Source organism: Tenacibaculum larymnensis (genome assembly GCF_028829235.1).
GTDB classification, from domain to species: Bacteria; Bacteroidota; Bacteroidia; order Flavobacteriales; family Flavobacteriaceae; genus Polaribacter; species Polaribacter larymnensis.
This window is the reverse complement of sequence record NZ_JAIWJY010000001.1, coordinates 83228-104777: the sequence shown is the minus strand read 5'-3', so window position 1 is coordinate 104777 and position 21550 is coordinate 83228. Positions and strand designations below refer to the sequence as shown.

The window sequence follows — 21550 nt, the reverse complement described above, 5'->3', positions numbered from 1 at the left end:
AGGTTTTTCTTTATAATGTATCTTTGCCAAAAATAAATTTTCAGATTTGGCAACAATCTTACATATAGAAACTGCAACTAAAAACTGTTCGGTAAGCGTAGCAGATAAAGGTGAACTTTTAGCAATACAAGAGTTAAATGATGGAAATTATTCACATGCTGAAAAACTTCATCCATTTATTCAACAAGTAATGGAAGAAGCAAAACTTTCTTTTAATGATGTTGATGCTGTTGCAGTAAGTAAAGGTCCCGGTTCTTATACAGGATTACGTATAGGGGTTTCAGCAGCAAAAGGTTTGTGTTTTGCATTTGATAAACCTTTAATATCTATTGAAACCTTGCAATCTTTGGCTCATAAAGTTTCTACGGAAGAAGGAGTAATTATTCCGATGTTAGATGCTCGTCGTATGGAAGTATATGCAGCTGTATATAATTCTAAACACGAACAAGTAAGAGATATAAAAGCTGAAATTATAGCCGAAAACTCTTTTCAAGAGTACTTGTTAAAAGGAAAAGTATATTTCTTAGGTGATGGAGCAGAAAAGTGCAAAGAAGTTATTACGCACGAAAATGCAGTTTTTATTGATGGAGAGTTTCCATCTGCGAAAGAAATGGTAAAATTGAGTTTTGATAAATACAAAAAAAACGACATCGAAGATGTCGCTTATTTTGAACCTTTTTATTTAAAAGATTTTGTGGTTACACCCGAAAAAAAGCGTTAACCCTCTTTATGAATTTCCACAGAGTGAGGGTAAGGAATTTCAATTCCAGCTTTATCTAAGGCAATTTTAGTGTTTTCAGTTATATCAAAGTATACAGCCCAATAATCTTCTGTTTTAGACCAAGGTCTCACAGCAAAGTTCACAGAGCTATCTGCTAATTCAGATACATTTACTGTAGGTGCAGGGTCTTTTAATACTTTAGGGTGAGATGTAATAACATTCATTAGTATTTCTTTAGTTTGTTTTATATCTGCATCATATGAAACACCAAAAGTTAAATCCACTCTACGAGTTCCTTCCGAAGAATAATTAACAATATTTCCATTAGATAAAGAACCGTTAGGAATAATTATTTCTTTATTAGATAATCCTGTAAGCTTGGTAGTAAAGATTTCAATCTCCTTTACAACACCAATTTCTCCTTGAGCTTCAATTAAATCACCTACTTTAAAAGGTTTAAAAAGCATAATTAAAACACCGCCAGCAAAATTACCTAAAGAACCTTGTAAAGCTAAACCAACAGCTAAACCAGCTGAGGCTAAAATAGCAGCAAAAGAAGTAGTTTCAACACCCAGTTTTGCTATTACTGTAATAATTAAAAGAATTTTTAAAGACCAGTTTAAAAGATTGGCTAAGAACTTTTGTAACGTAATATCTACATCTCTTTTAGACATTACTTTTTTAGCTGCTCTAAGAATTAAATTGATAATGTAAGAACCTACGATGTAAATAATAATAGCAACAATAGCTTTTGGAGCATATGTAACTATGAGGTCCTGAAATTTTTCTAAATACTTTTCCATTTCTTATGGTAAATTTTAGTTATTAATAAATGATTTTAGTTAGTAGTGGCTGATTTATAGCATTAGGCTAATTATTCCTAATAAAGCAGGTATAGACTGAATGACAAAAATACGAGGTTTTTTTGTAGAATAAGAACCATAAAGCCCTGCAATAAAAACACAGGTCGTAAAAAATATACCCACATCAATTTTTTGTGATACTATGGACCAAATTAAACCAGCTGCAAGAAAGCCATTGTATAAACCTTGATTGGCGGCCATAACTTTGGTTTCTTCAGCAAATGTTTTTGATTTTAGACCAAAAGTTTTCATTCCTTTAGGCTTGTTCCATAAAAGCATTTCTAGTACAAGAATGTATAAATGAATAAAAGCTACTAGAGCTAAAAGAGAATATTGTATAATGTTCATGATAATTAAAAGATAAAATATGCGGTTCAGGTAACTACCAAAACCGCACATAGTAAGTAGTTAGTTTATATTGAGGTTAATTTACTTCAAAAGTTACCTTTAGGTTTACTCTAAATTCAGTTATTTCATCATCATTAACAACCACACTTTGTGATTGTACAAAGGCAGATTTAATACCTTTAACTGATTTTGAAGCTTGTTTAATAGCTTTTCTTGTGGCATCTTCCCAACTTTTCTCAGAATTAGCTAAAATTTCAATAACTTTCATTACTGCCATAATAATTTTTTTTAAAGATTAATACATGTAAATATAAGGTTTTTAAAAAGCTTTTAAATTGACAATTAGATCTTAAAAACTTCTAATGTTAATTTAATGTTATGTGAATGTTTCAAATATGTAAATTTTTTGTATATTTGTGTTAACAGGTATTAACTTTAAAAGATTTAGATTATGAAAAAATTAATAATAGCAGCTTGCGTGTTATCAGTATCGTTTTTACAAGCTCAAGATGTAGAACCAAAATATGAAGTTGAAGGTAATTTGGTGAAGGCCACTTATTTTTATGAAGATGGTACTATTAAAGAGCAAGGTTTTTTCAAAGATAAAAAGTTAACAGGTACTTGGACTTCTTTTGATAAGAAAGGAAACAAAGTGGCTATTGGTCATTATGAAGCAGGAAAAAAAGTAGGTAAGTGGTTTATGTGGAAAGAAGATGGATTGAAAGAAATCGATTTTAAAGATAATGCCATAGCAAGCGTACAAACTTGGAAGGAAGAGACCAAAATGGCAGTGAAATAAGTTAATATTTTGCAGAATAAGAGAATTAGACCGAGTATTTTATATACTCGGTTTTTTATTTTCTGCCAAAATCAGCAGGAATTTCGCCCCAGGCTTTAGTTTCCCACTTTAACAAAGGGTTTTTAAATGAGTTTTGCTGTAACCAAGTTTCAGCACGTTTAATTAAGTCTAAAATCTCTTTATTAGAGCTATCAAATGTAATATTAGTTCTACACTGTTTCTTTTTAACCCAACTCATAGCTATCTTAGAATCTGAATAAATAGGTAGAGAGTTCATATTTTTACTCTTCAACAAAGCAATTCCATGTACAAGAGCTAAGAACTCACCAATATTATTAGTACCATTCTTAAATGGTCCCATTTTAAATATCTCCTTCTTGTTATTAGTTAAAACACCTCGATATTCCATTAAGCCAGGGTTTCCAGCACAAGCTGCATCAACAGAAATACTTTCTAAAATAGGAGAGCCATATTTGGCTTTTTCTTCTGAAGAAAGGCTTATTTTCTTAGTGTCTTTTCCTTTATAGTCATTATAGCTTTTCTTTAAAGCTAATTCAGCTTCGTTTTTATCAGCAAAAGCTTTGTATTGTGCACCTGTAAAACCATCAATTTGCTTTTTACAAGCGTCCCAAGATGAAAAAACACCTGTTTTTTTTCCTTTCCAGACTACATAATATTTTTTCTTCTTACTCATTCTGTAATATTACCTCTTCAATAATCTTAGGAAAATGTATATATTCTAATTCGTGAACTTTTTGAGCTATAGTTTCTGGAGTATCATCAGAAGAAATTGAGGTTTTAGCTTGGAAAATAATAGCTCCTTCATCGTAATTTTCATTTACATAATGAATGGTAATACCAGTTTCAGTTTCATTGTTTTCTTTAACAGCATTGTGTACATTCATGCCATACATTCCTTTTCCTCCATATTTTGGTAATAGAGCAGGGTGTATGTTTATTATTTTATTAGGAAAAGCATCAACAATTTTAGAAGGAATACGCCATAAAAAACCCGCTAATACAATAATATCAGCTTCAGCGAGTAAAAAATTCAATACAGTATTATCTTTACTAAAGCTTTCTCTATCAAATAATGATGCATCAACGTTTAGCTTTTCACAACGGTCAAAAACTTTGGCATGTTGGTTGTTAGAAAGCACATGAGTAACAATTGCAGTTTTAGTAGAATTGAAGTATTTTATGATGTTTTCGGCATTAGAACCAGAACCAGAAGCAAAAATTACGATGCGTTTCATGTTAAAATTTAGTTGTTTTGTTACTACAAAAAAAAGAATAATTATTAACAATGGTGGTGTTTGTAGCAAAATATTCAGGTATTTTTTTTATTTTAGACATCACATTTTTGAGCAAAAGTTAGAATTAATAACTAAGATTTGTATTTTTGCCTCGATTTTAAATTTTAAAACAAACAAATTATGTCAGACATTGCATCAAGAGTAAAAGCAATTATCGTAGACAAATTAGGAGTAGACGATAACGAAGTAACTAACGAAGCAAGCTTCACAAACGATTTAGGAGCAGATTCTTTAGATACAGTTGAGTTAATCATGGAATTCGAGAAAGAATTTGATATTCAAATTCCAGATGATCAAGCAGAAAACATTGGTACTGTAGGTCAAGCGATTAGCTATATTGAAGACGCAAAAAAATAAGATTATATGCAATTAAAACGAGTTGTAGTAACTGGACTTGGCGCATTAACGCCAATAGGAAACAATAAAGAAGAGTATTGGAATAGCTTGGTTAACGGAGTTAGCGGAGCAGCACCTATAACGTATTTTGATGCTGCCAAGTTCAAAACTCGTTTCGCATGTGAGCTTAAAGATTTCAACGCGACTGATTTTATTAACAGAAAAGAGGCGCGTAAAATGGATAGATTTACGCAGTATGCAATGGTTGCTTCTGATGAGGCAATTGCTGATGCTAAATTAAACCTTGATGACGTTAATAAATTAAGAGTTGGCGTTATTTGGGGAGCAGGTATTGGAGGCTTAGAAACATTTCAAAATGAGATGTTAAATTATGCTGAAGGAGATGGTTCTCCTCGTTTCAATCCGTTCTTTATCCCAAAAATGATTGCAGATATTGCTCCAGGAAATATTTCTATAAAAAATGGATTTATGGGGCCGAACTATACTACAGTATCTGCTTGTGCATCATCAGCTAATGCAATGATTGATGCTTTAAACTATATTCGACTAGGTCATTGTGATGTAGTTGTAACTGGTGGTAGTGAAGCTGCTGTTACAATTGCAGGTATGGGTGGTTTTAATGCTATGCATGCCTTATCTACTAGAAATGAAAGCCCAGAAACAGCTTCAAGACCTTTTGATGCTGAACGTGATGGATTCGTTTTAGGAGAAGGAGCAGGAGCAATAGTCTTAGAAGAATATGAACATGCAAAAGCTCGTGGAGCTAAAATTTATGCAGAAGTTATTGGTGGAGGGTTATCTTCAGATGCTTACCACATGACAGCACCGCATCCTGATGGAATTGGTGTAATTGCAGTAATGAAAAACTGTCTTGAAAACGCTGGAATAAAACCAGAAGACGTAGACCATATCAACACTCACGGTACTTCAACCCCCCTAGGAGATGTTGCAGAATTAAAAGCAATCTCTGAGGTTTTTGGAGATCATGCTAAAAACATTAATATCAACTCAACAAAGTCTATGACAGGACATTTGTTAGGTGCTGCTGGTGCTATTGAAGCAATCGCTTCTTTATTAGCAATGGAGCACGGTGTTGTTCCCCCAACAATTAATCACACAAACGTTGATGAAAACATCAACCCAGAGTTAAACTTAACGTTAAACAAAGCTCAAAAAAGAGAGATTAAAGTTGCAATGAGCAATACATTTGGTTTTGGTGGTCATAATGCTTGTGTAGCCTTTAGAAAACTAGATTAATCTTTTATGAACTTTCTTCGTAGAATTGTTAAACCCCAAAACAAAGCGGATGAAAACTTCTACTACGAATTAAAAGAACTGCTTAATTTTAAACCAATTAAGTTATCGTATTATAAAAAAGCTTTTACGCATAGATCTTTAAAATTAGTAGATAGTAACGGTCGTCCTATTAACTACGAACGTTTAGAGTTTTTAGGAGATGCTATTTTAGGAACTGTAATTGCTTCTTATTTGTTTAAAAAAGTACCTGAGGGAGATGAAGGGTATTTAACTCAAATGCGATCTAAAATTGTAAGTAGAGAGCATTTAAATAACTTAGGAAAAGATCTAGAGTTAATAAGGTTTGTAAAAAGTAATATTTCTAAAGAGCATGTTAGTAATAACATTCATGGAAATATTTTTGAAGCTTTAATAGGAGCAATATACTTAGATAGAGGTTACAATTATTGTCATCAGTTTATTTATGAACAAGTAATAATGCCTTATGTAGATATCGAGCGATTAGAAGGTAAAATATCTAGCTACAAAGGTTTTGTTATAGAATGGTGTCAAAAGCAGAAGAAGAAGTACAAATTTGAATCATATGAAGATTCAGGTAACCAAAGTAAAAAACACTTCAGTGTACGTGTTAGTATTGATGGAAATATCATAGCTAAAGGTAGAGCAACATCTAAGAAAAAGGCAGAAGAAATTGCTGCAAAAAGAGTATATTTTGCTATGCAAAATCAAATGCTAAAATCTTAACACGTAAACAAAAACGTTTTCGTAAATTTTACATAGAATTTTCTATACATTCATTAATTTAGCAAAAACAAATAATTGTTTAGATGCCAATTTATGAGGTGAATATAAATGAATTTTCCAATGATGATTATACATTAATTGGAATTCATACTACTTTAAACGAGTATAAGTTAGCATACCTATTAAACGAACATTTACAAATTAAGTTTAATAGAGCAGGTTACGATTTAGACTTTATTAAAAAAGGTAGTCAATCATCTTATACAGTATACGAATATACTAATGCAAAACTATGTCAAGATTGGTTTTTAATAGCAAATGTATTTAAGTCAACTCTTGAAGCAGAATCAATAAGTCTTTTTAATCAAAGTGATTCGATTACACGTTTGATACCAGAAAAGAAAAAAGTTGATTTTTTTTTAAAGTTAGAAGGAGATTTTGATTACGAATCAATTGTAAAAATTATAGAAGTAATAAAACAAATCCCTCAAATAATAACCTCTTATGAAATAGAGGTAAACTCATTAAAATCGAAAGATTTTTTAATTTTTTAATTATATGCCACACAACAAGAAAACAAAAATTGTAGCAACATTAGGTCCAGCAACAAACACGAAAGAAATTTTAGCTGATATGGCCGCAGCTGGTGTAAATGTTTTTAGAATTAATTTTTCACATGCCGACTATGAAGTAGTTAAAGAGCGTGTACGTCAAATACGTGAAATAAATGAAGAAAGAGGTTATAATGTAGCCATTTTAGCCGATTTGCAAGGACCAAAACTAAGAGTAGGTGTAATGCAAGAAGGAGTAGAATTAAAAGCAGGAGATACTTTTACTTTTACTACAGAAAAGTGTGAAGGAACACAAGAAAAAGCATATATGACTTACCAACGTTTTCCAAAAGACGTAAAGGTAGGAGAGAAGATTTTAGTTGATGATGGTAAATTACTATTTGAAGTAACAGCAACAGATAAGGAAAGTGAAGTTGTTACTAAAGTGGTTGTTGGTGGAGCTTTAAAGTCAAAAAAAGGAGTAAACCTACCAAATACTAAGATTTCATTACCAGCTTTAACTGAAAAAGACAAAAAGGATGTTGTTTTTGCGCTAGAGCAGGAGGTAGATTGGATTGCCCTTTCATTTGTAAGAACGCCTGAAGACTTACGTATTTTACGTGATATAATTAAACAGAAATCACGTTATAGAGTTCCTGTAATAGCAAAAATAGAAAAACCTGAAGCTGTTGAAAATATAGATGCTTTAATTCCGTATTGCGATGGATTAATGGTAGCTCGTGGAGATTTAGGAGTAGAGGTACCTATGCAAGATGTACCTTTAATTCAAAAAAGTTTAGTTCGTAGAGCAAAGCAAGCAAGAATACCTGTTATAATTGCTACGCAGATGATGGAAACTATGATTGAAAACTCTGTACCAACAAGAGCAGAGGTAAATGATGTAGCAAACTCTATTATGGATGGAGCAGATGCTGTAATGCTTTCAGGAGAAACTTCTGTAGGGAAACATCCTGTAAGAGTTATTCAAAAAATGACTGAAATTATTGGTAGTGTTGAGTTTTCAGATTTAATTGAAGTTCCGCAAGAGCCACCTCACATACGTACTAAAAGATTTATCACAAAATCAGTATGTCATCATGCAGCTTTAATGGCTGATGATATTGATGCAGCTGCTATCTCAACTTTAACAAATAGTGGGTACACAGCCTTTCAAATTTCTGCATGGAGACCAAAATCACATGTATTAGCATTTTCATCAGAAAAGAGAATTCTAGGAAAGTTAAATCTTTTATGGGGTGTAAGAGCTTATTTCTACGACAGAGAATTAAGTACCGACGATACTATTGAAGATATTAACGAAATAGCTAAGGAAAAAGGATATGTAAAATCGGGAGATTTTATAATAAACCTTTCTTCAATGCCTGTAAAAGCAAAAGGTATGGTAAACACCTTGCGTGTTTCTCATATTGACTAAATAAAGACAACAAAATATAAAAAAGCTCAACTTTTAAAGTTGAGCTTTTTTGTTTTATAGTTTAAGCTTTCGGGTACAAATAATAGCATCGTTAACCACAAAAGGCATTGGCATCATTATTTCACTTCTAGGTCGTATGGTAAACTTAGGGTGGGATAATAAATCATTAGATATCTCATTAATCACAATATCAGGTTGTGTGTTTTTATCAATTGTAAAAGAGATAGTCAAGTCTTTATCAGTATTTGCCATTTGATAAATTAACAAGGTTCCTTTATCAGCAACAAAAGCCTTTCCCTTATCGTATAAAGTTCCATTAACAGTAAAATTAGTTAACTCTATTTGAGTGTTTGTATATAACTCGTATTTATCAATGTTACGAGTAGGAGTGATTGTAAAAGAAATACTTCGCTGGTTATTAATAATTGTATCTTGATTAATTTTGATGTTAGAAATACGGATATTTTTATTTTCAGCTTTTTGATAATAATTAAAAGAAGTGTTGTATTTACTTTTTCCTGAAATTAAATCAGCACCACCTTGTTTAGAATCATCGCTAAAATACTGTTTTGTATACCCGTCCAATGTTTTATTGTGGCTTGCCCAATACGAAGTGTTTGTGTCAGAATTTTGAATAAAAACTAAGCTATTAGGCTTTTTCTTCTCAATTGAAAAACCACTATTAAACGTTGCATATCCAAAGAATAATAATGCAAGAAAACCAGTCAACGTTTGCCATCCGTTTTTAGTTTTTTCCTGATAAAAAACAGGGAGCATTAATCCGAAAATAAACACCAAAAGTACGGCAGAAATAAATAATGTTTTTAAACCTAAGGCTACAGGAAATAATTGAATCATAGGAGCAATCATATATACTGTTGGAATAGATATAATTGCAAATAACGAAGCTCTAGATGCTTTATTAATATTCATGAACAGTAAGATTGCTAAAATGAATAAAGAAGCAAAAACAGGAATAATAAAGAAGCCGGCTCCTGGTAAATTCAAGTAAATTATAACATTTATAACTAATCCAAAAGTTATAGGAGCGACTAGTAAATCGATGGCTTTAGCTTCTTTTAGTTTATTATATACTTTAAAAAGAACCCAAAGGTTTAAAAGAACAAAAGCAATAATGTATTGATATCCATTATAGGTAAAACCATGCAACATATCGGTATATTGTGGATGGATAATTAACAACAGTTGCCATAATCCGTATGAAATACTTATACATAATACTAAAGACAGTACGTAAGGAATAAAACCTTTTAATACACCTATTACTGTCATCTTCTTCTTATATATGCCTACTGCAACCAGCGCTATAAATAACAAAAAGGCAATGATAAGCATTGGTAACACCCAAGAAAACGGGTATGTTAGCAATTTAGTAAAAGGAAAGTTTACATAAATATAATCTGTATCGTTATTTAAGTTCGTTAGATCAGCATTTGTAAAGTAATTTAATGAAGTGGTAAAGTAATCAGCTTGATGTAATAATGTTTCTCTATTTAATCTTTCGTATGAATCTTGTTCAGTATGGTAATCAAAATGATCATCAATAAAGGCAAAATTAAATCCGTTAATATTGCCTTTTTCTCTAAAAACAGTTAAATCGGTATCGTTAGGAAGCTTTTTATATACACCATACATTAAAGAATTGGCAGCTGGGTAATTTGGGTTAGCATTTAAAAATTCGGTTAATAATGTTTTATTTTTTCCGTTAGTCTCCATCAACATATAACTTGAACCACCGCTACCACGAGCTTCAAAGTTCAGTACTAACCCAATATCTTTAGCCCAAGGATGATTCTCAACAAAAGCTTGTGCACCTAAAAGTCCTAATTCTTCAGCATCCGAAAAAAGTATGATAATATCGTTTTTAGGTGTTTTATTTGCAGCCAAGTAAGCTCTTATACCCTCTAAAATAGTTACGACACCAGAACCCGCATCACTTGCTCCTAGTGATGAATGTGGGTTGGAATCGTAGTGAGTTAAAAGCAGTAAAGCTTTGCCGCTTTCAGTTCCTTTAATTTTAGCTATAATATTTTCAGTAGTAGTAGCTGCCCTCCACTTTTTATTAATAGCAGTTTGGTATTGAATTTCTGGCTCTAAATTTAGTTTTTGTAATTCTTGAACCAGATAATCTTGTACTTTTTTGTGTTCTTCAGATCCAGTATGATGTGGCTTTTGAGAAATGTTTTTTAAATGATACAGTGCATTATCAATTGAAAATTCAGTAGCACTAATTTCTTTTTTTGAAGAGGTTACACTTGGAAGTATATCGTTAAAGCTCCAATAAACAGTTAAAATAATGATGAGAACTGCAAGGTAATTTCTTGATGATTTCATAGTTGGATTTTAGTACTTATAAAAGTAAGTAATTTATTTTTTAAGAGGAGTAAATTGTAATCGATTAAAAATCAGTATATTTAAGAGTAAATTTTAGTATTATGGCAATTAAAAGTTTTCAAGGAAAAAGGACGAATACACCTCAAGAAGAGGGTGTACCGATCTTGGTATCAGATTACATGACCAAAAAATTAATAACATTTAGAGAAGAACAACCTATTGAAGATGCAATAGATATACTTATAAAGCATAAAATATCTGGTGGACCTGTTGTTAACGAAAAAAATGAATTAATAGGAATTATTTCTGAAGGTGATTGTATAAAACAAATATCAGAAAGTAGGTATTATAACTCAACAACTGGTAAGAGTAATACGGTTGGAAAAGCCATGGTTAGAGAAGTTGAGACAATAGATGGAAATATGAATATTTTAGATGCTGCTAATAAATTTTTAAAATCACGTAGAAGACGTTTCCCTATAGTTCAAAATGGTAAGTTAGCAGGACAAATCAGCCAAAAAGATGTACTCATTGCAGCCATGAAGTTAAAAGGGAATACGTGGAAGTAATTAATCTTGTTTAACCAGTAAATAAATTTCGTTTTCTAGCTCTAAATATCCTTGGTCATACACATAAAAATAGGTGCTTCCTGCTTTTGTAGTGTAAAGAGACGTGATGAATTTAAAATCAAAACCTCTATCAAATAACTTACGACGAGTTACTTTAGTTTTACCAGAAGTATTCAACTCAGAAAGAATTTTATAATTCTTTCGTAAGCGGTTGTTGGTATTTCTAATTAGGTTTTTACTCTCCTTATTAACTTTGTTATTATATGCATTTCTACAATAATCAGAACAAAACTTTTTATCAACCCTACCAATAACTCTATCTCCACATTCTAAGCATTTTTTATTGTTCATAGTCTAATTTTTTAAGCTCGTACCAGTTAACATCAATTCCCTTATAATCAAATTCATTTATAAAGTGTAGCCCTATTTTTTGTAGAATTTTGTTAGAACCAATATTTTCTACATCGGCAGCACCATAAATAAAATCATAATTCATTTTTTTAAAACCAAAGTCTAAACAAGCAAAAGCAGATTCTGAAGCATAACCTTTACCCCAAAAGCGTGGAATTAAACGATAACCAATGTCAATAAAATTGATAAAGCCGTTCAAGGTTTCTTTTTCTCCTTGATTAAGCTTTAATCCAGACCAACCAATAAAGTCACCAGAAGCTTTTTCTATACAAGCAAACCTACCAATGCCCCTCTCTTTATACTGTTCTTGTATAAAAGCGATACTATCTTCAGCTTGTTTGTGTGTCGTAATAGGATTGTTTCCTAAATATTTATGGACCTCTGGGTTAGAATCTAACTCAAACATACCTTCCAAATCACTTTCTTGGAATTCTCTTAAAATTAGCCGTTCGGTTTCAAAATAAAATTTCATGCTATAGGAGTTTAAAATCAAAGATATTAAAAATAATTAAACGATTACATTCAATTACAAACGAAAACAAATGATTACTAACCGATTTTAATTTGCATACTGTTTCATCTTTGCAGTGTCAATTCGATTGAATGACAAAGTCTTAACTGTTTAACAATAAAAATAAATATTATGAACGCACTAAAAAACAGAGTACAGTTAATTGGAAACTTAGGAAATACCCCAGAAATCATCACTTTGGAAAGTGGGAAAAAACTTGCAAAGTTTTCTATTGCAACTAATGAAACGTATAAAAATGCCCAAGGCGAAAAAGTAACCGATACACAATGGCACAATGTAGTTGCTTGGAATAAAACAGCAGAAATTGTTGAAAAATACTTGGAAAAAGGAAAAGAAGTTATGATAGAAGGTAAGTTAACTTCTCGCTCTTTCGACGATAAAGAAGGTAATAAACGTTATATAGCAGAAGTAATTTGTAACGAATTACTAATGTTAGGAAACAAATAAGTGGGTAAGTTGCTGAAAAAGAATTTAAAAAGAATCTTATTTTTTTAAGATTCTTTTTTTGTGAAAAGAAAAAAAAACTTACTTTTGCCGGCTAACTACCCCCGGCCAAATTTCTTAGAATACTATACTACAGTTTTTTAATTTATGTAATTATTTATATGAGAAAGTATTTTTTAGTGGTTTTTTTGTTGTCATTTTTTAATTTTTATGCTCAACAAGAAGTATGTGAATCTCCTGATGAGTCTGTATTGGATGTTAATAGTATAACAAAATGTACTATTGAGCCTGTAAAAAATTCAAAGAAAAAAGCAGATCGACAAATTAAAGTTAAAATTTCTGCAAGTAAAAGGTATCTTAAGAAGAGAGTTGTTAAGAAAAAAGCGGCTCAAGCCCTAAGTTCAGTTAGCACTTTGAAAGTTAACAATGTTTCAGCTTCTGAAGAGGTTAAGATTGAAAAAGTAAAAGAAGTTAAGGAAGAAATAGGTTATAAAGATAACTTAACAAGAATTACTGAGAAATTATCAAAAGAAGAATTATCAAAAGCAAAAAAGCTTTACTACGTAGAAAAAGTACCCTCTTTTGATAAATGTAAAAACTCAAAGAAAAAAGAAAGGCTTGATTGTTTTAACTTAGAAATGGTTAAGCATATTAATAAACATTTCCGTTATCCAGGAGAAGCAGTAAGAAACCATATTGAAGGAGAAGTATGGATTCGATTTGTGATAGACCGAGATGGTTATGTAACTAATATTAAAACTTTAGGTCCTGACGGAGGGGAAATCCTTAATGAAGAAGCTAGAAGAGTAGTATCTAAGCTACCACGCTTTGAGCCAGGTAAAAATAAAGGAAAACGAGTGCCTGTAAAGTATGGTTTTCCAATTAACTTTTCACTAGAAGAATAAAAATCAATTAAATTTAAAATGTTACAAAAACAATTAGTAATGATTGTTTTTACCTTAGCTGCTATAACAAGTTATGCGCAGGTAAAAATATCAGGTTCTGTATACGATGAATATTTAGAGCCGTTTTACAATGCAAAAATTTCAAGTGGTGATAACTTTGCCGTTTCGGACGAGGAAGGAAATTTTACAATCGTTTTATCAAGCAATACGTTACCTCAAACATTAACAGTTTCTGCTTTTGGTTTTAAAACAGAAGAGGTATCGGTTATATCTTTTGAAAAAAGGGTAAACGTAGTTCTAAAAGAAAACTTGTTATTAGATCAAGTAATTATTTCTGCTTCAAGAGTTCCTGAAAGAATTATAGAATCTCCAGTAACAGTTGAAAGATTAGGTCTTGCTGATATAAGAAAGAACACTTCTAACTCTTTTTACGATGGGTTAACTAATTTAAAAGGAATTAATTCTAGAGAAGGTAGTTATGGTTTTAAATCAATAAATACTAGAGGGTTTGCTGATTTTGCTAACACACGTTTTGTGCAAATGATTGACGGAATGGATACAGCAGCACAAGCATTGAGTTATAGTACAGGGAATTTTTCTGGAGTTTCTGAACTGGATATCCAAAGTGTTGAAATTTTACCAGGAGCATCTTCTGCATTATATGGAGCCAATGCCTATAATGGTATTATGCTTATGAATACCAAAAATCCTTTTGATCATACTGGAATAACGACTATGTTTAAAAGTGGTTATACAAGTCAAGAGGCTGGAGGAAACAATCCTTTTTATGATGTTGCAGTAAGAATGGGATATAAGTTTAATGATGTTTTTGCCGCAAAAGTTAACTTTTCATACTATGAAGCTGAAGAATGGCATGCGAATGACTTAAGAAATAAAGAAATTGATACTAACGAGGTAATAGAAGGAACAAAAGACCCTATTAATTATGATGGAGTAAATACCTATGGAGATGAAAGTTTTCGAGATTTAAGCCTTGATGATAGTAATATTGATTGGGGTACTCTTTTAAGAAGAACGGGGTATACAGAAGCGGAGCTTGTTAGAAATAATTTTAAATCGAAAAATGCTAGGTTTTCAGGGTCTTTATATTTCAGACCTTTTAAAGATGAATCATTAGAGATTCAACTAACTTCAAGATTATCATTACGTGATAACCTTTTTCAAGGAACAAGTAGGTTAGCTCAACGTAATTACTTTATTGGACAACATAAATTAGAGGTAAAAGGGAATGATTTTTACATAAGAGGGTACTATACAGGGAATGATTCTGGGAATTCTTATGATTTAACAAGAACAGGAAATGCTTTAAATGATGCAGCTAGTTCTATGTTTGATTACGCTCAAGATTTTTATGATCAGAGGTACAATGAAGAAACATCAATAGAAGATGCAAGGGCTTTCGCAGACAGAAATAGATTGTTGCCAAATACAAGTGCGTTTAATAAAGAGTTTAATAAAATAACAGGAACATTGATATCTGATGGAGGAAGTAAGATTTATGAAAAAAGTTCTTATACTCATTTAGATGGTAACTACAATTTTAAAAGACTATTAAACGACTGGGCTGATTTACAAGTAGGAGCTTCTTACCGTGAGTATAATCCAAACTCTAAAGGGACTTTGTTTAATGATAAAGAGGAAAAAGTTAGTATAGAGGAGTATGGGGTATATACACAGATTCAAAAGAAATTTTTTGAAGAAAGATTAAAATTGACAGGGTCTATTCGTTATGACGAATCTGATAATTTTGAAGGGAACTTTTCTCCTAGGCTAGCTGTAAATTATGCGTTAGGTGAAGAGAAAAACCATGTGTTAAGGGCATCATACCAAACAGGTTTCCGTAACCCAAGTATACAAGAACAGTATATGTTTTTTGAGGCAGGATTAAAAACTAACGTTGGGGCTATAGGAGATAATTTAAGTCGCATATCTTATCCAGATAGTTACTATAAAAGATGGGATGAACAGAATGACGAATATGTTTATGATACTAGAACGGTAGAAGGAAAGGAACTTCTTAATAATGCACTATTAACCAAGAGTGTTTTTAGTGAAAACCCTACTTTTTTAAAGTCAGATTATAAAGAATTGGTGCCTGAAGTTGTAAAAACAATTGAGTTAGGGTACAGAAGCATGTTTCGTTTAAACAATGAAACAAATGTAGATGTAGATGTTAATGCTTTTTACAGTAGACATGATAACTTTGTATTTACACAAGATATATTTGTATTAAATGGAGGAGAAGTGTATCCTTATGGAAATAGAAAAGCAACAGAAGCTGAATTAGAAGAGCCTCAAAATAAATATGGGTATATTGTAGATGGTGTTGTTGTTCTTGATGATGAAGCAACTCAAACAATGTTTTCAGAATATGGAGCTTTAGGAAGAGAGTTTAACATTATGACGAATGCTAAATCACAGGTAGAATCATATGGTTTTGGTTTTGGAATGCATACAAAATTATTTAGCAATTTTGATTTTGGTCTTAACTACAACTTTATTGATTTCACATATGAGGATAAAGATTATGGATTATTTGAACCTAACTTTAATACACCAAAGCATACTGTAAAGGCACAGTTTGGTAACGAAAATCTTTTTAATAATTTTGGTTTTGGAGTAAGTGCAAGATGGCAAGACAAATATAGATGGGTTTCAAATTTTGTAAAAGGAGATGTTGCTGAAAGAACAGTAATTGATGCACAGTTAAACTATAGAATTCCATCAATTAAGTCTAGAATTAAAGTTGGAGGAACAAACTTATTTGGAAAAGAGTATTATGTTGCCCCTGGATCAGGAAAAGTTGGACAACTATACTATATATCTTGGGTAATTAATAACTAAGAAGTTATTCATATAAAACAAAAGCGAGCTAATTAATTAGCTCGCTTTTGTTATTTAATAATTCATGCTTAATTGAATACGCTTTCTTGTAACATCAACCTCTAATACTTTAACTTGTACATGTTGATGCAAGCATACATGCTCATTAACATCTTGTACGAATGTATTAGCAAGATTAGAAACATGTACTAAACCACTTTCTTTAATTCCAATATCAACAAAACAACCAAAATTGGTAATATTATTTACAATTCCGGGTAGTATCATACCTGTACGTACATCATCAATCGTTTTAATATGTTCGTTAAAGCTAAAAGCTTTGGCTTTTTCTCGAGGGTCTAATCCTGGTTTTTCCAATTCTTTTACAATATCTTGGAGGGTAGGTAGTCCGTAAGAATTAGTTACGTATTGTTGTAAGTTAATTTGTTTTAATACGGAAGAGTTTCCAATTAAATCATCCACTTTTTTACCTACATCTTTTGCTATTTGTTTTACTAAAGTATAGCGCTCTGGGTGTACAGCTGAATCATCTAAAGGATTGTCTCCATTTTTAATTCGCAAAAATCCAGCCGATTGTTCAAAGGCTTTTCCGCCTAAACGAGGGACTTTATTTATTGCTGTTCTATTGGTAAAAGCCCCGTTTTCGTTTCTATAATTCACAATGTTTTCAGCTAACTTAGGCCCAATTCCTGAAACATAACTTAGCAACGAGGCACTAGCAGTGTTAATATTAACACCTACTTTGTTTACACAGTGTTCAACTACGGTATCTAACGATTTTTTTAGTTGTGTTTGATCTACATCATGTTGATATTGCCCAACGCCAATTGATTTTGCTTCAATCTTTACCAATTCAGCCAAAGGGTCAGCTAATCGACGTCCAATAGAAACAGCTCCACGAACCGTTACATCATAATTAGGAAATTCATCTCGTGCAATTTTTGAAGCAGAATAAATAGATGCTCCTGCTTCGCTTACTATAAATACTTCTACAGGGTTTTTAAAATACACACGTTTTACTAACTGCTCAGTCTCTCTAGAAGCAGTACCGTTACCAATCGCAATAGCTTCAATTTTATAAGCATCTGCCAATGAGTTAAGTTTGTTCATTGCTTCTTTAGACTGATGTTGTGGTGCATGTGGAAAAATAGTTTCATTATGTAGTAAATCTCCTTGAGCATTTAAGCAAACTATTTTACATCCTGTTCTAAATCCAGGGTCGATAGCTAAAATTCGTTTCTCACCCAAAGGAGAACCTAATAATAATTGTTGTAGGTTTTTAGCGAATACTTTAATGGCACTTTCATCTGCTTTTTCTTTGGCAGTGGATAAAGCTTCGTTTGATAGTGCAGGGAATAACAAACGTTTGTATGCATCAGAAATAGCCAGTTCAATTTGTTCAGCACACTCGTTACGTGAACGAATGATTCTGTCTTCCATTTTTTGAAGTGCTCGTTCGTCATCTATACTAATTTTGACGCGAATAATATCTTCTTTTTCTGCTCGTAAAATAGCTAATAATCGATGAGAGGGAATTCGACTTAGGTTTTCTTCCCAATCGAAGTAATCTTTAAATTTTTGTGCAGCTTCGTCTTCTTTTTTAGTTTTAACAACTTTAGTCGCAATCGTAGCAAAACGTTCTAATTGATAACGAATGTTATTACGGATATCAGTTCGTTCATTAATCCATTCCGCAATAATATGGCGAGCACCTTCTAAAGCTTTTTCTTCAGATTCAATTTCATTACTTACATATTTTGAAGCTGTGTAGTCTAAATCGTTTACACGTTGACTCATAATCATCTTCGCCAAAGGTTCTAAACCGTTTTTACGAGCCGTTTCTGCTTTAGTTTTTCGTTTCTTTTTATACGGAAGGTAAATGTCTTCCAAAGTGGTTAAATCATCTGTCTTTTCAATTTTTGCTTTTAACTCATCAGTCAAGGCATCTTGTTCTTTAATAGCCTTTAAAATTGCGGATTTTCGTTTTTCTAATGTTTCAAACTGTCCCTTTAGTTGTACAATTTGACCGATTTCAACTTCATCTAAATTCCCTGTTTTTTCTTTTCGGTAACGAGCAATAAAAGGAATGGTGCAATCTTCATTTAATAGTTCAATAGTACTTTGAATAGCGGTTGAAGAAAGGTTGGTGTGAGAACCTATAAAGGATAGTAAATTCATAAAATAAAACAAATATAAATTTTTATTCGGGGGTATACAATCTATATGTTTTTAGACTATCTTTCGCGGTTAGTCTAATTGTAAATTTATTAATGCAAACAATTGTAAATGAATTGCATAAGCGACAGTATGAACGGTTGATTACTGGCTTAATTTCCAACGAGTTTGGAGTTTGTGATGATTTTTTTTCTGCTGATTTGATAGCAGGACTTCGGAATAATTTAATGCAACATTATGAAGAAGGAACCATGTATAGAGCGGGTATTGGAAAAGACTCCGATTATACAAAAGACAAAGAGATAAGACGGGATGTTATTTGTTGGATAAACGAAAAAACAGAAGATGATTTAGAAAAAATATTCATCCAGAAAATGAATGAGTTTTCCGATTATTTGAACAAAACGTGTTATTCGAGTATCAATGCTTTTGAGTTTCATTATGCGTATTACGATATCGGTAGTTTTTACAAACGTCATATAGATCAATTCCAAACCGATAATGGAAGATTATTTTCATTCGTCATGTATTTAAATGATGAATGGAATACTGATGACGGAGGAGAATTAGTACTTTATGCTAAAGAAAAGACAGAAACCATTTTACCAATTGGAGGAAGGGTTGCTTTTTTTAAGAGTGATGTAACCGAACACGAGGTAAAAGTAGCGTTGACAAGACCTCGCTTAAGTATCGTAGGTTGGTTAAAGAATGTGTAAACTAAAAACCTCGCAATTTGCGAGGTTTTTTAGTTTGTAAATATATTTTAAGCAATAAACTCTCCGTTATTCACCTTTTCAGAAGGTTGAACAAAAGCTAATTTACCATCAGGAGTATCTGTCATTAAAATCATTCCTTGGCTTTCTACACCACGTAATTTTCTTGGAGCTAAATTACATAGTACAGATACTTGCTGACCTACGATTTCTTCTGGTTTAAAACTTTCAGCAATTCCAGAAACAATAGTACGTGTGTCAATACCTACATCTACGGTAAGTTTAAGTAGTTTTTTTGTTTTAGCTACTTTTTCAGCAGCAACAATAGTTCCTACTCGAATATCCATTTTGGTGAAATCATCAAACTGAATAGTCTCTTTTTGAGGTTCTACTACTTTGTTAGCTGCTTCGTTTGCTTTCTTGGTAGCTTCTAGCTTATCTAATTGTGCTTGAATAGTTTTATCTTCAATTTTAGAAAACAGTAATTCAGCTTTATTAATTTGATGATCTGCTGGTAATAAAATGTCTTTTTCAGTAACATCATTCCAAGAAAGATTGTTATCAATATTTAAAATAGACTTTAATTTACTTGAGGTAAACGGTAAAAAAGGCTCTGATAATACTGCTAAACCAGCTGCAATTTGTAAAGCTACATACATAATTGTTTTTGTACGTTCTTCATCTTCTTTAATTACTTTCCAAGGCTCTTCATCAGCTAAATATTTGTTACCTAAGCGAGCTAAATTCATCATTTCTTGAGAAGCTTCTCTAAAACGATAACGTTCTATAGATTTAGCAATTATATCAGGGAACTGTTTTAATTGCTCTAAAGTGTCTTTGTCAATTTCTGAGAATTCCCCTGCAGGTGGTACCTGCCCGTTGTAGTATTTGTTTGTTAATACTACCACACGATTGATGAAATTTCCAAAAATAGCAACTAACTCGTTATTGTTTTTTGCTTGAAAATCTTTCCAAGTAAAATCGTTGTCTTTATTTTCAGGAGCATTGGCTGTTAAGGTATAACGCAATACATCTTGCTGATTAGGAAATTCTTCTAAATATTCATGTAACCAAACCGCCCAGTTTTTAGAAGTCGATAGCTTATTTCCTTCTAAATTTAAGAACTCATTTGCTGGTACATTATCTGGTAGAATAAAGTCGCCATGCGCCTTTAGCATTGCAGGGAAAATAATACAATGAAATACAATATTATCTTTACCAATAAAGTGGACTAATTTAGTATCATCTTTTTTCCAGTAATCTTCCCAATTTTTACCTTCACGTTCTGCCCATTCTTTAGTAGAAGAGATGTAACCAATAGGAGCGTCGAACCATACATATAATACTTTTCCATCAGCACCTTCAACAGGTACAGGAATACCCCAATCTAAATCACGGGTTACTGCACGCGGACGCAAACCGTCATCAATCCAAGATTTACATTGTCCTAATACATTTGGTTTCCAGTCATTTTTATGGCTTTCTAAAATCCACTCACGTAAAAAAGCTTCATGTTTATCTAATGGTAAAAACCAGTGTTTAGTTTCTTTTAAGGTAGGAACATTTCCAGTAATGGCTGATTTAGGATTAATTAAATCAGTAGCATTATGACTTGTACCACATTTTTCACATTGGTCTCCATAACTTTCTTCGTTTCCACATTTAGGGCATGTACCAATCACAAAACGATCTGCTAAAAACTGATTTGCCTCTTCATCATATAGTTGTTGGGTAACTTCTTCAGTAAACTCACCATCGTTGTATAACTTCGTGAAGAAATCAGAAGCTGTTTTATGATGAATTTCAGCTGAAGTACGAGAATAGTTATCGAAAGAAATACCGAAATCTTCAAATGATTTTTTAATGATTCCGTTATACTTATCAATAATATCTTGCGGAGTAACACCTTCTTTTTTAGCACGCATGGGTATTGCAACTCCGTGTTCATCAGAACCACAAATATAGGCTACGTCTTTTCCTTTTTGACGCAGGTAACGTGCATAAATATCTCCAGGAACATATACACCTGCTAAATGTCCAATATGAATTGGTCCATTTGTATAAGGTAATGCTGCTGTAATTGTATATCTTTTTGGTGTACTCATGTTTTTTCTACTAAAATTAAAGCGCAAAAGTACGAAAAAGCAATTTTTTATACTGTTATAAATTAGGTACATTTGATGGATTTTA

At 32.0% G+C, this 21550-nt stretch carries 22 protein-coding genes; 12 read left to right on the top strand and 10 right to left on the bottom strand.

The annotated features are described in order from the left end of the window. The first annotated feature begins 46 nt into the window (after nucleotides 1–46). Complete coding sequence (gene tsaB, locus LCI24_RS00505) at nucleotides 47–721, top strand: tRNA (adenosine(37)-N6)-threonylcarbamoyltransferase complex dimerization subunit type 1 TsaB (RefSeq protein ID WP_274638670.1); 675 nt, start codon at nucleotides 47–49, stop codon at nucleotides 719–721. Here tsaB and LCI24_RS00500 read toward each other — a convergent pair. The 3 genes from LCI24_RS00500 to LCI24_RS00490 form a co-directional block, all read right to left on the bottom strand. Further along, nucleotides 718–1524 carry a mechanosensitive ion channel family protein gene (locus LCI24_RS00500; protein ID WP_274638669.1) on the bottom strand — a complete coding sequence of 269 codons (807 nt, stop codon included), beginning with the start codon at nucleotides 1522–1524 and terminating at the stop codon, nucleotides 718–720. The genes tsaB and LCI24_RS00500 overlap by 4 nt on opposite strands. 54 nt (nucleotides 1525–1578) lie before the next feature. Next, the gene (locus LCI24_RS00495; protein WP_274638668.1) at nucleotides 1579–1932 is read right to left on the bottom strand and encodes a DUF1304 domain-containing protein; all 354 of its coding nucleotides are present in this window, start codon (nucleotides 1930–1932) and stop codon (nucleotides 1579–1581) included. Nucleotides 1933–2008: 76 nt separating this feature from the next. Next, nucleotides 2009–2209 carry a dodecin family protein gene (locus LCI24_RS00490; protein ID WP_274638667.1) on the bottom strand — a complete coding sequence of 67 codons (201 nt, stop codon included), beginning with the start codon at nucleotides 2207–2209 and terminating at the stop codon, nucleotides 2009–2011. A 174-nt stretch (nucleotides 2210–2383) separates the two neighbouring features. On the opposite strand from LCI24_RS00490, the gene LCI24_RS00485 reads away from it, so the two are divergent. Further along, on the top strand, nucleotides 2384–2731 hold the full coding sequence (locus tag LCI24_RS00485) for a toxin-antitoxin system YwqK family antitoxin (RefSeq protein ID WP_121146607.1): 348 nt from the start codon (nucleotides 2384–2386) through the stop codon (nucleotides 2729–2731). Between the two features lie 55 nt (nucleotides 2732–2786). On the opposite strand, the gene LCI24_RS00480 is transcribed toward LCI24_RS00485, so the two are convergent. Both LCI24_RS00480 and purN read right to left on the bottom strand, forming a co-directional pair. Beyond that, nucleotides 2787–3425, bottom strand: coding sequence for a ribonuclease H family protein (locus LCI24_RS00480; protein WP_274638666.1), 639 nt, complete (start codon nucleotides 3423–3425; stop codon nucleotides 2787–2789). Further along, nucleotides 3418–3987 carry a phosphoribosylglycinamide formyltransferase gene (gene purN, locus LCI24_RS00475; protein ID WP_274638665.1) on the bottom strand — a complete coding sequence of 190 codons (570 nt, stop codon included), beginning with the start codon at nucleotides 3985–3987 and terminating at the stop codon, nucleotides 3418–3420. The genes LCI24_RS00480 and purN overlap by 8 nt, the downstream gene beginning before the upstream one ends. Before the next feature lie 180 nt (nucleotides 3988–4167). On the opposite strand from purN, the gene LCI24_RS00470 reads away from it, so the two are divergent. From LCI24_RS00470 to pyk, 5 genes are all read left to right on the top strand, one after another. Next, complete coding sequence (locus LCI24_RS00470) at nucleotides 4168–4404, top strand: acyl carrier protein (protein ID WP_028891431.1); 237 nt, start codon at nucleotides 4168–4170, stop codon at nucleotides 4402–4404. A 6-nt stretch (nucleotides 4405–4410) separates the two neighbouring features. After that, the gene (fabF, locus tag LCI24_RS00465; protein ID WP_274638664.1) at nucleotides 4411–5661 is read left to right on the top strand and encodes a beta-ketoacyl-ACP synthase II; all 1251 of its coding nucleotides are present in this window, start codon (nucleotides 4411–4413) and stop codon (nucleotides 5659–5661) included. A 6-nt stretch (nucleotides 5662–5667) separates the two neighbouring features. Continuing rightward, nucleotides 5668–6405: a ribonuclease III gene (gene rnc, locus LCI24_RS00460; protein WP_099215130.1), complete on the top strand. Its 738-nt coding sequence runs from the start codon at nucleotides 5668–5670 to the stop codon at nucleotides 6403–6405. A gap of 83 nt (nucleotides 6406–6488) precedes the next feature. Beyond that, nucleotides 6489–6959, top strand: a complete 471-nt coding sequence (locus LCI24_RS00455) for an IPExxxVDY family protein (protein WP_099215131.1) — start codon at nucleotides 6489–6491, stop codon at nucleotides 6957–6959. Nucleotides 6960–6963: 4 nt separating this feature from the next. After that, nucleotides 6964–8391: a pyruvate kinase gene (pyk, locus tag LCI24_RS00450; RefSeq protein WP_274638663.1), complete on the top strand. Its 1428-nt coding sequence runs from the start codon at nucleotides 6964–6966 to the stop codon at nucleotides 8389–8391. A gap of 54 nt (nucleotides 8392–8445) precedes the next feature. Here the strand turns inward: pyk and LCI24_RS00445 are convergent, their stop codons facing one another. Next, nucleotides 8446–10746 (bottom strand): M20/M25/M40 family metallo-hydrolase, encoded by a 2301-nt coding sequence (locus tag LCI24_RS00445; protein WP_274638662.1) that lies wholly within the window; start codon nucleotides 10744–10746, stop codon nucleotides 8446–8448. Nucleotides 10747–10847: 101 nt separating this feature from the next. Here LCI24_RS00445 and LCI24_RS00440 point away from each other — a divergent pair, with 101 nt between their 5' ends. Further along, the gene (locus LCI24_RS00440) at nucleotides 10848–11315 is read left to right on the top strand and encodes a CBS domain-containing protein (RefSeq protein WP_274638661.1); all 468 of its coding nucleotides are present in this window, start codon (nucleotides 10848–10850) and stop codon (nucleotides 11313–11315) included. Here LCI24_RS00440 and LCI24_RS00435 read toward each other — a convergent pair whose 3' ends face one another. Next, a complete protein-coding gene (locus LCI24_RS00435) occupies nucleotides 11316–11666 on the bottom strand; it encodes a hypothetical protein (protein WP_274638660.1) in 351 nt (116 codons plus the stop codon). Further along, a complete protein-coding gene (locus tag LCI24_RS00430) occupies nucleotides 11656–12198 on the bottom strand; it encodes a GNAT family N-acetyltransferase (RefSeq protein ID WP_274638659.1) in 543 nt (180 codons plus the stop codon). Before LCI24_RS00430 ends, LCI24_RS00435 begins: the two co-directional genes overlap by 11 nt. A 171-nt stretch (nucleotides 12199–12369) precedes the next feature. On the opposite strand from LCI24_RS00430, the gene LCI24_RS00425 reads away from it, so the two are divergent. The 3 genes from LCI24_RS00425 (at nucleotide 12370) to LCI24_RS00415 (ending at nucleotide 16472) form a co-directional block, all read left to right on the top strand. Beyond that, a complete protein-coding gene (locus tag LCI24_RS00425; protein WP_121146615.1) occupies nucleotides 12370–12705 on the top strand; it encodes a single-stranded DNA-binding protein in 336 nt (111 codons plus the stop codon). Nucleotides 12706–12863: 158 nt separating this feature from the next. Further along, the gene (locus LCI24_RS00420; RefSeq protein WP_274638658.1) at nucleotides 12864–13607 is read left to right on the top strand and encodes an energy transducer TonB; all 744 of its coding nucleotides are present in this window, start codon (nucleotides 12864–12866) and stop codon (nucleotides 13605–13607) included. An 18-nt stretch (nucleotides 13608–13625) separates the two neighbouring features. Beyond that, a complete protein-coding gene (locus LCI24_RS00415) occupies nucleotides 13626–16472 on the top strand; it encodes a TonB-dependent receptor (RefSeq protein WP_274638657.1) in 2847 nt (948 codons plus the stop codon). A gap of 54 nt (nucleotides 16473–16526) precedes the next feature. Here the strand turns inward: LCI24_RS00415 and LCI24_RS00410 are convergent, their stop codons facing one another. Beyond that, the gene (locus tag LCI24_RS00410; RefSeq protein ID WP_274638656.1) at nucleotides 16527–18650 is read right to left on the bottom strand and encodes a Tex family protein; all 2124 of its coding nucleotides are present in this window, start codon (nucleotides 18648–18650) and stop codon (nucleotides 16527–16529) included. Between the two features lie 92 nt (nucleotides 18651–18742). Here LCI24_RS00410 and LCI24_RS00405 point away from each other — a divergent pair, with 92 nt between their 5' ends. Then, nucleotides 18743–19363: a 2OG-Fe(II) oxygenase gene (locus tag LCI24_RS00405; RefSeq protein ID WP_274638655.1), complete on the top strand. Its 621-nt coding sequence runs from the start codon at nucleotides 18743–18745 to the stop codon at nucleotides 19361–19363. A 47-nt stretch (nucleotides 19364–19410) separates the two neighbouring features. Here the strand turns inward: LCI24_RS00405 and metG are convergent, their stop codons facing one another. Then, nucleotides 19411–21537, bottom strand: coding sequence for a methionine--tRNA ligase (gene metG / locus LCI24_RS00400; protein ID WP_338001110.1), 2127 nt, complete (start codon nucleotides 21535–21537; stop codon nucleotides 19411–19413). Nucleotides 21538–21550 lie beyond the last annotated feature (13 nt).

Bases quoted from the DNA above. Each gene is read 5' to 3' on its own strand.
- LCI24_RS00415 (WP_274638657.1), top strand. From the start codon at position 13,626: ATGTTACAAAAACAATTAGTAATGATTGTTTTTACCTTAGCTGCTATA.
- LCI24_RS00440 (WP_274638661.1), top strand. From the start codon at position 10,848: ATGGCAATTAAAAGTTTTCAAGGAAAAAGGACGAATACACCTCAAGAA.
- LCI24_RS00490 (WP_274638667.1), bottom strand. From the start codon at position 2,209: ATGGCAGTAATGAAAGTTATTGAAATTTTAGCTAATTCTGAGAAAAGT.
- metG (WP_338001110.1), bottom strand. From the start codon at position 21,537: ATGTACCTAATTTATAACAGTATAAAAAATTGCTTTTTCGTACTTTTG.
- LCI24_RS00405 (WP_274638655.1), top strand. From the start codon at position 18,743: ATGCAAACAATTGTAAATGAATTGCATAAGCGACAGTATGAACGGTTG.
- rnc (WP_099215130.1), top strand. From the start codon at position 5,668: ATGAACTTTCTTCGTAGAATTGTTAAACCCCAAAACAAAGCGGATGAA.
- LCI24_RS00410 (WP_274638656.1), bottom strand. From the start codon at position 18,650: ATGAATTTACTATCCTTTATAGGTTCTCACACCAACCTTTCTTCAACC.
- LCI24_RS00500 (WP_274638669.1), bottom strand. From the start codon at position 1,524: ATGGAAAAGTATTTAGAAAAATTTCAGGACCTCATAGTTACATATGCT.
- LCI24_RS00470 (WP_028891431.1), top strand. From the start codon at position 4,168: ATGTCAGACATTGCATCAAGAGTAAAAGCAATTATCGTAGACAAATTA.
- LCI24_RS00430 (WP_274638659.1), bottom strand. From the start codon at position 12,198: ATGAAATTTTATTTTGAAACCGAACGGCTAATTTTAAGAGAATTCCAA.
- fabF (WP_274638664.1), top strand. From the start codon at position 4,411: ATGCAATTAAAACGAGTTGTAGTAACTGGACTTGGCGCATTAACGCCA.
- LCI24_RS00480 (WP_274638666.1), bottom strand. From the start codon at position 3,425: ATGAGTAAGAAGAAAAAATATTATGTAGTCTGGAAAGGAAAAAAAACA.
- LCI24_RS00455 (WP_099215131.1), top strand. From the start codon at position 6,489: ATGCCAATTTATGAGGTGAATATAAATGAATTTTCCAATGATGATTAT.
- pyk (WP_274638663.1), top strand. From the start codon at position 6,964: ATGCCACACAACAAGAAAACAAAAATTGTAGCAACATTAGGTCCAGCA.
- LCI24_RS00420 (WP_274638658.1), top strand. From the start codon at position 12,864: ATGAGAAAGTATTTTTTAGTGGTTTTTTTGTTGTCATTTTTTAATTTT.
- LCI24_RS00425 (WP_121146615.1), top strand. From the start codon at position 12,370: ATGAACGCACTAAAAAACAGAGTACAGTTAATTGGAAACTTAGGAAAT.
- LCI24_RS00445 (WP_274638662.1), bottom strand. From the start codon at position 10,746: ATGAAATCATCAAGAAATTACCTTGCAGTTCTCATCATTATTTTAACT.
- purN (WP_274638665.1), bottom strand. From the start codon at position 3,987: ATGAAACGCATCGTAATTTTTGCTTCTGGTTCTGGTTCTAATGCCGAA.
- LCI24_RS00495 (WP_274638668.1), bottom strand. From the start codon at position 1,932: ATGAACATTATACAATATTCTCTTTTAGCTCTAGTAGCTTTTATTCAT.
- LCI24_RS00485 (WP_121146607.1), top strand. From the start codon at position 2,384: ATGAAAAAATTAATAATAGCAGCTTGCGTGTTATCAGTATCGTTTTTA.
- LCI24_RS00435 (WP_274638660.1), bottom strand. From the start codon at position 11,666: ATGAACAATAAAAAATGCTTAGAATGTGGAGATAGAGTTATTGGTAGG.